This window comes from Vibrio sp. 1069 (assembly GCF_033340555.1).
The window spans coordinates 1-12,812 of sequence record NZ_JAWOWP010000029.1 but is presented as its reverse complement, the minus strand read 5'-3'; the positions used below and the strand labels follow the sequence as shown (position 1 = coordinate 12,812).

Here is a 12,812-nt window from a genome sequence, read left to right as displayed (position 1 = left end):
GAAAAAGGCATCCTAACTGGATGCCTTTTTTGTTTGTGCGTTTAAGCTGTTATACCTAATGCTGATTACGATTCTTTCGAGTCGGGTTTCGGTGGCTCTTGAGCTTCTGGCTCTTTATCCTGCTTCTCCGGCTCATTATCTTCTTCATCGTCATCGCGGCTTTCGATTACGCCGTGCATTTCTTTCCAGCTTTCCCAGCGTTGGTAAGCCAGCTCCTGCATGTCAGTGCTTTTATCTGCTTCGTCGATGATCTCCTCGCCTACGAGGTGTTCAAAAATATCTTCCAACGTTACCAAACCTAGCACGGTACCGTATTCATCAACAACAAGTGCCAGCTGTAAGCGATGAGTCATCATCTGGTCGAATACTTTAGGTAAAGTGGTATTGTTTAGCACCACTTGAATTGGGCGCATGATTGCTCCCAACTGTTTCTGTCCACAACCTGATTGTTGTAGTTTGAACAACTCAAGGCGATGCACAAAACCAATGATGTTATCTTTCTGCTCGCTGTAAACCAATGGGCGTGAGAAAGGCGTATCTTTGTGTTTTTCTAGGAACTCATTGATGGTCATTGTGGCATCGACACGGAATACTACTGGTCGTGGCGTCATAACCTGCGTTACGGGTACATCTTGGATGCCAAGCAAGTTGCTTAAGATTTTTGATTCACCCTCGGCAAACTCACCGCTTTCACGTGCCAGAATCGCCATTGCAGACAGCTCATCACGCATCTTTGGAGCTTCGTGGTTACGAGCAAGACGCTTGGTGATTTGCTCTGAGAACCAAACAAAGGGTGTAAGCGCCCATACCATCCAACGCAATGCGACCGCGGCAGTGGGTGCCAACTGACGCCAGTAGGTCGCGCCAATCGTCTTCGGTACGATTTCTGAAAGCACTAAGATCGCCAATGTCAGCACTGCCGAAAAGATACCTAATGCTTCGCTACCAAATACAACCGCAGCCTGTGCACCAGCAGTGGCCGCGCCGATCGTGTGAGCGATGGTGTTTAAAGTCAGAATAGATGCCAGTGGTCGGTCGATATCTGATTTCAGCTTAGCCAATTGCCCAGCTGCGGGATGCCCCTGTTGATTGAGCTGCGCAATGTAGCTCGGACTGATACTCAGCAGTACCGCCTCCAGCACCGAACAGATAAACGAAATGCCGATTGCAATAGAGATATAAATGGATAACAGCAGCATAGTTGCCCTTGAATGTAGTTTGATAGTGGTTATTTGCAGCTATTATAACCGCAAAAGTGACTTATAAATTGGTCCAAATACCTTGGAAAGCAAGGGTTTTCAGGGGGTATGTGGTAACAAATTGTGAGTTATTACTCATATTATGGCTAAAAGTACGTCAGAAAATCGAAAGATCGCTTACAAACCTTTGCCAGATGGGGCATTTATGTTTTAGAGTGAGACGAATTCGATAACCTATGAGAAGGGAAACCTAATGAACAAGACCCAATTAATCGACTTTATCGCAGAGAAAGCAGACCTATCAAAAGCACAAGCAAAAGCTGCTCTTGAAGCGACTCTTGATGGTGTAACTGGCGCACTTAAAGAGGGTGACCAAGTTCAACTAATTGGTTTTGGTACATTCAAAGTAAACCACCGCGCTGCACGTACTGGTCGTAACCCTAAGACTGGTGACGAGATTCAAATCGCAGCAGCTAACGTACCAGCATTCGTAGCAGGTAAAGCGCTGAAAGAATCAGTAAACTAAGTTAGAATGCACCGAGGTATCCTGCCTCGGTGCAATTTCATGAAAAAACATCTACTCACTTCACTTCTCCTATCTAGCCTTACCCTTTTTGGCTGTTCATCGGTTGAAACGCCTAATTTAGAACAATTCACGCATTTTTCTGGTGGTAAAGTTGCGGGAGATGCTAGCAGCTTGTACTGGATGACAGAGAAACTCACTCGTGTGAGTACGGCGGCTGATTATGTGACTATGGGGGACAATGGTTGGTTCCAGAGTGATTATCGCTGGGATGAAGGTGAGTTGCGAGAGTTGATTCGAAAAGGCGAGCAAGTTGATACCAAACAAGAGTTGGTGCCTTTTCAAATCCACATCCGTTTCAATAAAGATGGCGAAGCGGTTTACCAACAATATCGTGTTAACCGTAAAGTCTTACCACTCCAGCATGACCAATTAGAGCGCTACAAAGCAGAAGCGAATGACGTAGTGGCATCGGTTAAGGCGCAGTCTCGTAACAATCAGAGCCTTATTCAAGGTTATTGGAATGGTCAATCGTTTGAAACCTGCAAAGGTAAGGTGTTCTCGACACTCGAGTTTAATCAGACGCTGCCAAAATTTATTATCGAGCGTCTCTCATCGGTAGACAGTTATGTGGCTTTTGTCGGCAAGCAGTCACGAAACAAAGCAATGGTCGATGAATTGTTGATGCTCAATGACGATGACTTTGATTGTGTTTCTCGGCCAACGTTGATCTCTGAATAAACATTGCTTCGAACTCTGTCGAACAAGAACAATAAAAAAAGGCGCTGAGTGCGCCTTTTGTTTTTTAGCCAACTTATGTTGTTTTTATTTGTCTTGCTCACGTGCAATTGCACGGTAGCCGATGTCGTTGCGATGGAACATGCCATCCCAACGGATCTGTTTTGCAAGCTCGTAAGCACGCTGCTGCGCTTCTGATACGCTGTTGCCAAGTGCGGTTGCACAAAGAACACGACCACCGTTTGTCACGATGTCGCCATCTTTGTTATCTGTACCTGCATGGAAGACTTTTTCGCCTTCAATTTCAACTTGTGGCAGACCCGAAATTACGTCGCCTTTGTTGTATGCAGCTGGGTAACCACCGGCTGCTAACACGATACCAATCGATGCTCGTGGATCCCACTTCGATTCCGCTTGATCCAGTTTCTCGTCGATTGCCGCTAGGCACAGATCAACAAGATCCGATTCCATGCGCATCATGATAGGTTGTGTCTCAGGATCACCGAAGCGGCAGTTGTACTCGATTACTTTCGGAGTGCCGTCTTTGTCGATCATCAGACCCGCGTATAGGAAACCAGTGTAAGGGTTACCTTCAGAGGCCATGCCACGTACTGTTGGGTAAATCACTTCTTCCATGATGCGGTTGTGGATTTCTTGTGTCACCACTGGAGCAGGAGAATATGCACCCATGCCACCGGTGTTAGGACCAGTATCTTTGTCGCCTACGCGTTTGTGGTCTTGGCTGGTGGCCATTGGTAGAACGTTCTCACCATCCACCATCACGATGAAGCTTGCTTCTTCACCATCTAGGAATTCTTCGATAACGACACGACTACCAGCATCACCAAATGCGTTGCCTGCTAGCATGTCTTTGATTGCGTCTTCCGCTTCTTCTAGCGTCATTGCCACAATCACGCCTTTACCAGCAGCAAGGCCGTCGGCTTTCACCACGATCGGTGCACCTTGCTCACGCACGTAAGCAAGCGCTGGTTCAATTTCTGTGAAGTTTGCGTAGGCACCGGTTGGGATTTGGTGACGAGCAAGGAAGTCTTTAGTAAACGCTTTAGAGCCTTCAAGTTGCGCTGCGGCTTGGGTAGGACCAAAGATTGGTAAGCCCGCTTCGCGGAACGCATCAACCACACCAATAACCAATGGTGCTTCTGGGCCAACGATAGTCAGTTCAATCGCCTTCTCTTTGGCGAAAGCAACAAGGCCAGCGATGTCTTCTACATCGATGTTTACGTTCTCTAGTTTTGGCTCTAGTGCTGTACCTGCGTTGCCTGGTGCAACGAAGATAGTCTCAACATTTGGGTTTTGTGCCGCTTTCCAACCTAGCGCATGTTCACGACCGCCTGAACCAATGATTAAAACTCGCATATGAAAATCCTTAATCTTATAAATACCGTTTGCTCAAACTCAGATATTTCGCAAAGACCTGAGTATGGCCTCTCTAATTCAGTGGGACGAGGACAAGGCGACAAGTGAACTTATTCCTATGAGCATAGTATGCTATGTGATTAGGATAAGTGAACGCCGTCAACGCAGTTATCGTCCCACTGAAGACGAGAGGATTAGTGGCGGAAGTGACGCATACCGGTAAAGATCATCGCCATGCCGTGTTCGTCTGCTGCTGCAATAACTTCGTCATCACGCATAGAACCACCTGGTTGGATAACACACTTGATGCCCGCTTCTGCAGCCGCGTCGATACCGTCACGGAATGGGAAGAATGCATCTGATGCCATTACACAACCTTCAACCTGTAGACCTTCGTCTGCAGCTTTGATGCCTGCGATTTTCGCAGAGTAAACGCGGCTCATTTGGCCAGCACCTACACCGATAGTCATGTCGCTTTTCGAGTAAACGATCGCGTTAGATTTCACGTATTTCGCTACTTTCCAGCAAAACAGTGCATCTTTCAGCTCTTCTTCTGTTGGCTGGCGCTTAGAAACCACTTTTAGGTCGTCTAGGCTTACCATGCCTTGGTCACGGTCTTGAACCAGTAGACCGCCATTCACGCGTTTCACGTCAAAGCCAGTTGTCTTAGTTGTCCATTCGCCACACTCAAGTAGACGCACGTTCTTCTTCGCTGCAACCACTTCAATCGCTTCAGCAGAAACAGAAGGTGCGATGATCACTTCAACGAATTGACGCTCAACAATAGCGGTTGCTGTTGCTGCGTCTAGCTCTTGGTTGAATGCAATGATGCCGCCGAATGCAGATGTTGGGTCAGTTTGGTAAGCACGGTTGTACGCTTCTAGGATGTCTTTACCTAGAGCAACACCGCATGGGTTTGCGTGTTTTACGATTACACATGCTGGCTCGTTGAACTCTTTCACACACTCAAGCGCTGCGTCCGTGTCTGCGATGTTGTTGTAAGAAAGGGCTTTACCTTGGATTTGGCGAGCAGTAGAAACGGATGCTTCTTGTGGGTTTGCTTCAACGTAGAATGCGGCTGCTTGGTGGCTGTTCTCACCGTAGCGCATGTCTTGCTTCTTCTCGAACTGTTGGTTGAACGTACGAGGGAATTTGCTCTCTTCATCACCGTCTTTGTTCTCACCGTAAGATGGAACCATAGTGCCGAAGTAGTTTGCGATCATGCCGTCGTAAGATGCTGTGTGCTCGAATGCTGCGATAGCTAGGTCGAAACGAGTTTCGAGAGTGAGAGATTTGTCGTTTGCGTCCATCTCTGTAATTACGCGGCCGTAATCACCTGCATTAACAACGATAGTCACGTCTTTGTGGTTTTTCGCTGCAGAACGAACCATGGTTGGGCCGCCGATATCGATGTTTTCAACAGCGTCGGCTAGTGTACAGCCTTCTTTGGCAACGGTTTCTGCGAATGGGTATAGGTTTACGACAACCATATCGATAGGGTTGATGCCGTGCTTTTCCATCACGTCATCATCTTGGCCACGACGACCAAGCACACCACCGTGAACTTTTGGGTGAAGCGTTTTAACGCGGCCGTCCATCATTTCTGGGAAACCAGTGTAGTCAGAGACTTCAGTTACGGCGATGCCTTGTTCGGCAAGTAGGCGAGCTGTACCACCAGTAGATAGGATATCGACACCGCGCTCAGCAAGAGCTTGCGCAAACTCAACAATACCTGTTTTGTCTGATACGCTGATAAGCGCACGGCGAATAGGACGAGCGTTATTCATGCTTCCATTTTCCTCAAATTCACGGAGTTAAAGATGTTTGCCAAAAATGAACTTGTTTTTACCTCTTGGGGTAAAATATTGGCCAGTTTTGGTAAAGACCTTTGCAGGGTGTTTTCTGGTTAGAAAACAGTCTCCACATTTGATGGCGCGTATTCTAACCAATTTATTACAAAAAAGCTCGCGCAATCGTTTGGCATCTCAAAAATAATTGCAAAAAAGTCGTTCTTTAGCTTTAAAAGTAACGAGATAGTTAATAGGGAAAGTTATGTTTCAGATAGGTGAACTGGCAAAACGTTGTGGTGTGACTGCCGATACATTGCGTTTCTACGAGAAAAACGCGCTAATAAAACCCGCAGGACGAAGTGAGTCAGGCTACCGCTTGTATGATGAAGAGAATCAAAAGCAGGTGCACTTTATCCTCAAAGGTAAAGATCTTGGCTTGAGTCTGGATGAAATTAAAGACCTGTTAGAAATTAAGTTAGAAGCGACAGAACACAGCTGTGCAGAGGTAAAAGCCATTACTTCTGCTAAGTTAGAGCTGATTGATGGGAAAATTAACGAGCTGACGAAAATTCGCCGAGCGTTAAAGAAGATTAATGATGCTTGTTGTGGTCATACAGACGATGACGCCACACATTGCTCTATCCTCGCAGCACTTGAGTAGTCTCATTCTTGCATCACTTAACTTAAGTTTGCATTTTTGGCGACTTGCTTTTCTAGGTACACGCTGCTTTCCCACCTATAATCTTGCCTTTAGTTACTTGTAGGAATCGACCATTGTCTGATTCCTAGCGTAACGCTGTCTGTAGATACGAGAGTTTTCATACATGGTTGGAGTCTATTTTCAAATCAATGACTGGGTTTTGAGCGTTGATGAAAATAAGCTGTATCGACAAGATAGGGAAGTTACTGTTGAGCCACGCTTAATTAATCTTTTGCACTTCTTAGCGGAGCATGCGAATGAGGTGTTCAACCGCGAGGAATTGATTCAGTACGTTTGGGCTGGAGCGATTGTGACCGATCAAGTGGTGACTCAATCCATCTTTGAGTTGCGTAAGCTACTACGTGACGGTCGAGAGGAAAATACCAACTACGTTATCACGGTGCCCAAGCGTGGCTATAAGCTGGTAGCGAACGTGGTTACTATGACGCATGAAGAGTTTGTCACAAGTCGGCAAAATGAAGAGATCCCACCTTCGGTTGAAGAATCGGAAGAGGATTGTCTACCTATAGCACCAGCCGTTACCTTTCCTGCCGGTCCTCTAACTCGCGCGGTCTGCGAGATGTCAAAAGAGAAAAAAGCACCTCAGAGCAAAAACAAAATCAGTCCTTGGCGATTGGGAATTATGAACTTCATCTGGATCAGTATGTTGGTCGTAGTGATGGGCGTGTTTACCTACAAGCAATCGGAAGTGCGTATTACCCAAGCCATCGATACCCATCTGATTGAGTTCAAGTTTCAAGATAATTTTACGAATGAAGGATTAAGCTACGATTTGGCAGACGGATTCGCCCAAAAGTTGATGTCCGACATTGCTCAAGTCAGTGATTACCGAGTCATGCTAAAGAAGGCGTCGTTTACTTCTGGCATTGTGCCTGGTAAATCGGTTGTGGTGAGAGTTCGTGAGAATGACGGTGGCAGCTTTTTAGAGGTGGAATATCGCAATAACTCATCTGAAAAAGTGTTGTTTAGTCGTCAATACGCGTTAACCAGTAGTCATTTAAAGACAGTGCTTCAACAAGCATCGTTGGATTTGATGCAAGTGCTGAAAGTATCGGATGCCAAATTGAAATCTACGATGCTGGTGGCGGGAATGCCAATGAATCCCGACGCGTTGGAGTTGTTTGTTCAGGCTAACCATTACCTTAATGTCTCTGATACTAAACAATTCCGCCAAGGTATCGACTTGATGGAAAACATTTTAGAAATCGAGCCGGATAATGCTTACGTTCAAGCTGAGTTGTTGATTGCTTACCATGTACAAAAGGCTCTTGATTTCTCACAGGAGTTGAAGAAAGGGCGAATGCAGCAGCTCAGTGAAGCACTAGAGACTAATGTGAAAATGATGGTGGGGCCAATTCAACCGCGAATTTATGAAGCTTTAGCACTGCACGAAACCATCATTGGTGACATGGCGTTAGCCAAGCGGCATCTCGGACAGGCATTGAGGTTACGTGATTCAGTGCTTTCCTATGTGATTCGCGGTAAGCACGCCGAATTGGATGGTGATCTGGATTTAGCCAGTGAGTCTTACAGTGAAGCTTTCTATATTGATACGTCGGTTGAGACGTACCTGCTGTGCGAAAACTTGGTCTTCCCAAGTAACATGAAGGCGATTGATTACGCCATGTATCGCGCCGTTCACCCTTCTGTCGTTCGAATGCTTTAATTCTCTCGGACTCAACGTCAGTCTAATGCTAGCCCCTCATTTCGGTGAGGGGCTTTTTTGTCGCTGTCGAAAAGTGAAAAGGGTGAGGCGGTGGGGCAATGACTTACGAAGGAGCTAACAACGCAAGCTTGCAACGGGAATACATACCCGCTTTGCTTCTCTATCTCTATCTCTATCTCTATCTCTATCTCTATCTCTATCTCTATCTCTATCTCTATCTCTATTGATTGTATGAAGTGTCTGGCTGAGTTATGTGGCGAGAATGATTTTGATGCTTTCTTGCAGGCGAGATGAATATTGATGTGGGTCAAAAAGCGCGATCAGGGAGAGATTTATGGAATCAACACTTCAGGGAATTAACCCTTCGGGATGGGGAAGTTGATAGAGGTTGATAACTTTTATCGCGATGACCAACGAGTTGATGAGAGTTTATCTATCGGTAGAAGGTTTGATGTTTTTCTTATAACTAAATGAATAATATGGTTTTATATTTTTGTGTTTATCATGTTTACCTCAACTTGATGTTGATTAACTAATCATTTTATTGATAACCCCAAGTTTATTTTTTTCCCAGTTTTTGGGCGTAGTCTTCACTTCGAAATTTAGCGAGGTCGAGCAGGTTCTTCCTCATAGCATCTCGCTAATAACCATTCAGTTTGAGTCATGTTGACTCGAGTAGAATAGATTTGGAGATGTTATGTCATCGAATGCGAAAAAAATCGGCCTTATTGCCTGTACGGGTGTCGTAGCCGGTAATATGATGGGTAGTGGTATCGCACTATTACCTTCTAGTCTTGCCTCTGTAGGCTCTGTTTCAATCTTCAGTTGGCTGATCTGTTTGGTCGGTGCACTGAGTCTGGCGTTTGTTTACGCTCGTCTGGCAACCAAAAACCCACAAGAAGGTGGTCCTATCGCTTATGCTGGCGAAGTGTCTCCGGTATTTGGTTTCCAAACGGGCGTTCTTTATTACCACGCGAACTGGATTGGTAACCTGGCTATTGCCATTACAGGTGTTTCTTACCTTTCAGTATTCTTCCCTGTGCTTAATAACCCAATCCCAGCAGGTATTGCGACGATTGCATCGGTATGGATCTTCACTTTCGTCAACCTACTTGGTGGTAGCTGGGTAAGCCGTCTATGTACGCTTGGTCTAGTTCTTATCCTTATCCCAGTTGTTGGTACAGCTGCATTTGGTTGGACGCACTTCGATACTGCGCTTTACAGCCAAAACTGGAACGTATCAGCAGGCACTGACAGCCACGCGGTAGTAACAGCGGTTCTTATCTGTCTATGGTCATTCGTAGGTGTGGAATCAGCAGCGGTATCGACTGGTATGGTAGAAAACCCTAAACGTACTGTACCACTAGCAACTATGTTGGGTACTGGTATCGCAGGTGTGATTTACATCCTATCAACTCAAATGATCAGCGGCATGTTCCCAGCGTCAGAAGTTGCGGCATCAGGTGCGCCATTTGCACTAGCAACCACTGAGCTATTCGGTAGCTGGACAGCACCATTCGTATCAGCATTCACAGCGCTAGCATGTTTCACTTCGCTAGGTTCTTGGATGATGCTAGTAGGTGAAGCAGGTAAACGCGCAGCAAACGACGGCAACTTCCCTAAAATCTACGGCGAAACTGACAAAAACGGTGTGCCTAAGAAAGGTCTAATCCTTGCGTCAATCAAGATGACTGCACTGATGGTTGTACTGATGTTCTTCAGCTCTAAAACAGCGCACGCATCAGACCTGTTCAACCAACTAACGACTGACGCAGTTCTACTAACGATGCTGCCTTACTTCTACTCAAGCATTAACTTGATTCGCTTCGAAGGTATGACAACACGCAACGGCTTCGTAATGCTGTTCTCTGGTGTGGCTTGTCTGTTCTGCTTCATCGCATTAGCAGGTGCAGAGGGCGGTACGCTAACAGCAACCTTCATCGTGTCTCTCGTTATCTTGATGTTCTACAGCAAAAAAGCAGGTCTTGCTCAGTACGTGAAAATGCACGCTGACGACATGCCTGCCCAAGCAAGCAACTAATCCCCAAAACGCTGGCACTAAGGTGCCAGCCCATAAAACCCAAATTCACACGGCGCTCACCTTACTCATTGCCTGTAAATGGCAAAGAGCGCCCTCATTCGCCTTGGAGATGTCCAAATGAATATATTCGCTATCTTGAACCACATGGGTGTGTTCTTTAAAGAAGATCCAGTTCGTCAACTTCACGCTGCTCTTGAGAAAGCGGGCTACGAAGTGGTTTACCCAGTAGATGATAAAGACTTGATCAAAATGATTGAGATGAACCCACGCATTTGCGGTGTGCTGTTCGACTGGGATAAATACTCACTAGAGCTATGTGAACGTATCAGCCAAATCAACGAAAAACTGCCTGTTCACGCATTTGCTAACGAACAGTCTACTCTAGACATTTCACTAACAGACCTACGTCTAAACGTGAGCTTCTTCGAGTACGCTTTAGGTATGGCTGACGACATCGCTATCAAAATCAACCAAGCGACTGAGGCATATAAAGATGCCATCATGCCTCCATTCACTAAAGCGCTATTCAAATACGTAGAAGAAGGTAAATACACCTTCTGTACTCCAGGTCACATGGGTGGTACTGCATTCCAGAAAAGCCCTGCTGGTAGCATCTTCTACGATTTTTATGGTCCAAACACATTTAAAGCGGACGTATCAATCTCAATGCCTGAGCTAGGTTCTCTACTAGACCACTCAGGTCCACATAAAGATGCAGAAGAATACATCGCACGTACATTCAATGCAGACAGCTCGTACATCGTAACTAACGGTACGTCTACATCGAACAAAATCGTTGGTATGTACTCAGCACCTGCGGGCAGCACAGTACTGATTGACCGTAACTGTCACAAATCTCTGACTCACCTAATGATGATGAGCGACGTGACACCAATCTACTTCCGCCCAACTCGTAACGCATACGGCATCCTTGGTGGTATTCCACAAAGCGAATTCAGCCACGATGTCATTGCAGAGAAAGTGGCGAAAACACCAGGTGCAACAGCACCAACTTACGCAGTAGTGACTAACTCAACTTACGATGGTCTGTTGTACAACACACAATTCATCAAAGAGTCGCTAGATTGTAAACACATCCACTTCGACAGTGCTTGGGTGCCTTACACTAACTTCAACCCAATTTACGAAGGTAAATGTGGTATGAGTGGTGAAGCGATGCCAGGCAAAGTGTTCTACGAAACACAATCAACACACAAACTGTTGGCAGCGTTCTCACAAGCTTCAATGATTCACGTGAAAGGCGACTTTGATAAAGAATCTTTCAACGAAGCATTCATGATGCACACTTCAACTTCACCTCAGTACGGCATTGTTGCTTCTACTGAAACTGCAGCGGCAATGATGCGCGGCAACACTGGTAAGAAGTTGATGCAAGACTCTATCGATCGCGCAATCCGCTTCCGTAAAGAGATCAAACGTCTAGAAGCAGAAAGCGACAGTTGGTTCTTCGATGTATGGCAACCAGAAAACATCGATACCACAGAATGTTGGAAACTAGACCCTAGCGACACATGGCACGGCTTCAAGAACATGGATGACAACCACATGTATCTTGACCCAATCAAAGTAACGCTATTGACTCCTGGGATGAATAAAGAAGGCGAACTAGAAGAATCAGGTATTCCTGCTTCGCTGGTGGCTAAATTCCTAGACGAGCGCGGCATTGTGGTAGAGAAAACAGGTCCATACAACTTGTTGTTCCTATTCTCTATCGGTATCGACAAATCAAAAGCAATGCAATTGCTACGTGGTCTAACTGAATTTAAACGTGGCTACGACTTGAACCTAACCATCAAGAGCTTCCTACCTTCGCTATACAACGAAGACCCAAGCTTCTATGAAGGCATGCGCGTTCAAGAACTAGCACAAGCAATTCATGACCTAACTAAGAAATACAACCTACCAGAGCTAATGTACAAAGCGTTCGATGTACTTCCAGAAATGAAAGTAACACCACACGCAGCATGGCAAGAAGAGCTTCGTGGCAACATCGAAGAAATCAAACTGGAAGAAATGGTTGGCCGCGTAAGTGCGAACATGATCCTTCCTTACCCTCCAGGTGTGCCACTAGTACTTCCTGGTGAAATGGTGACTCAAGAGTCTCGCCCTGTGCTGGACTTCCTAGAGATGCTCTGTGAGATCGGTGCGCATTACCCAGGTTTCGAAACCGACATCCACGGTCTATACCAACAAAAAGATGGTAGCTACACCGTAAAAGTATTGAAGAACTAAGTTCCTCTCGAAGATGACGCCATTGGGAATGCAAGCATGCTCCACTCTTACGAGCTCAATGCGTCATCGAACAATAACGACATTTAGATATACCCCTAACTAATCTGTCGTAAAGAGAAGGGCAAGGATGCTCTGATCTTTTCTTCTATATAGAAGAAACTCTTTTCCAAGACTTCACCTGAAGTACCCCAAATAAAAAGCAAAGACCAAAAGAGCAGTTCGTCATCGTTCTGCTCTTTTTTTATCTTTTATACAGCAGGACGAAGAGAAAAAGCGCGTTGAGTGAAGATCATTTGCTTCAATTGCATCAAATTTGAAGATCGTAATTCAGGTAGAAACGCCCTTTTTCTTGAGGAAAGATCCTTTTAAATGAGAGAAAATAGCCAAGATCGCTTGGTATATACACAAAGTGATTGCTATTTGTTCGGTTGAAAGTTTTTTTGCAAAAAACGCTTGTACTAATTTCTCAACTCCCTATACTGCGCATCCACCGACACGGAGTGA

General features: G+C 45.6%; 9 protein-coding genes. 6 read left to right on the top strand and 3 right to left on the bottom strand.

Going from position 1 to position 12,812, the window contains the following annotated elements:
• Positions 1-65 precede the first annotated feature (65 nt).
• Positions 66-1,199 carry a hemolysin family protein gene (locus R7040_RS23170; protein WP_005382522.1) on the bottom strand — a complete coding sequence of 378 codons (1,134 nt, stop codon included), beginning with the start codon at positions 1,197-1,199 and terminating at the stop codon, positions 66-68.
• Between the two features lie 253 nt (positions 1,200-1,452).
• Between R7040_RS23170 and hupA the strand changes: the two genes are divergently transcribed.
• Both hupA and R7040_RS23160 read left to right on the top strand, forming a co-directional pair.
• Positions 1,453-1,725, top strand: a complete 273-nt coding sequence (hupA, locus tag R7040_RS23165) for a nucleoid-associated protein HU-alpha (protein WP_005382524.1) — start codon at positions 1,453-1,455, stop codon at positions 1,723-1,725.
• A 39-nt stretch (positions 1,726-1,764) separates the two neighbouring features.
• Positions 1,765-2,463 carry a DUF1481 domain-containing protein gene (locus R7040_RS23160; protein ID WP_025768990.1) on the top strand — a complete coding sequence of 233 codons (699 nt, stop codon included), beginning with the start codon at positions 1,765-1,767 and terminating at the stop codon, positions 2,461-2,463.
• 84 nt (positions 2,464-2,547) lie between these two features.
• Here the strand turns inward: R7040_RS23160 and purD are convergent, their stop codons facing one another.
• Entirely contained in the window at positions 2,548-3,837 is a 1,290-nt protein-coding gene (purD, locus tag R7040_RS23155; RefSeq protein ID WP_318081606.1) for a phosphoribosylamine--glycine ligase, read from the bottom strand.
• 194 nt (positions 3,838-4,031) lie between these two features.
• Positions 4,032-5,624: a bifunctional phosphoribosylaminoimidazolecarboxamide formyltransferase/IMP cyclohydrolase gene (gene purH / locus R7040_RS23150; protein WP_130545077.1), complete on the bottom strand. Its 1,593-nt coding sequence runs from the start codon at positions 5,622-5,624 to the stop codon at positions 4,032-4,034.
• Positions 5,625-5,889: 265 nt separating this feature from the next.
• Here purH and zntR point away from each other — a divergent pair, with 265 nt between their 5' ends.
• The 4 genes from zntR (at position 5,890) to R7040_RS23130 (ending at position 12,308) form a co-directional block, all read left to right on the top strand.
• Positions 5,890-6,288: a Zn(2+)-responsive transcriptional regulator gene (zntR, locus tag R7040_RS23145; protein WP_005382529.1), complete on the top strand. Its 399-nt coding sequence runs from the start codon at positions 5,890-5,892 to the stop codon at positions 6,286-6,288.
• Positions 6,289-6,451: 163 nt separating this feature from the next.
• Entirely contained in the window at positions 6,452-8,014 is a 1,563-nt protein-coding gene (gene cadC, locus R7040_RS23140) for a lysine decarboxylation/transport transcriptional activator CadC (RefSeq protein WP_005382530.1), read from the top strand.
• Positions 8,015-8,711: 697 nt separating this feature from the next.
• Positions 8,712-10,055, top strand: coding sequence for a cadaverine/lysine antiporter (cadB, locus tag R7040_RS23135; RefSeq protein ID WP_005434864.1), 1,344 nt, complete (start codon positions 8,712-8,714; stop codon positions 10,053-10,055).
• Between the two features lie 117 nt (positions 10,056-10,172).
• Complete coding sequence (locus R7040_RS23130; RefSeq protein WP_318081607.1) at positions 10,173-12,308, top strand: lysine decarboxylase CadA; 2,136 nt, start codon at positions 10,173-10,175, stop codon at positions 12,306-12,308.
• Positions 12,309-12,812: the final 504 nt, after the last annotated feature.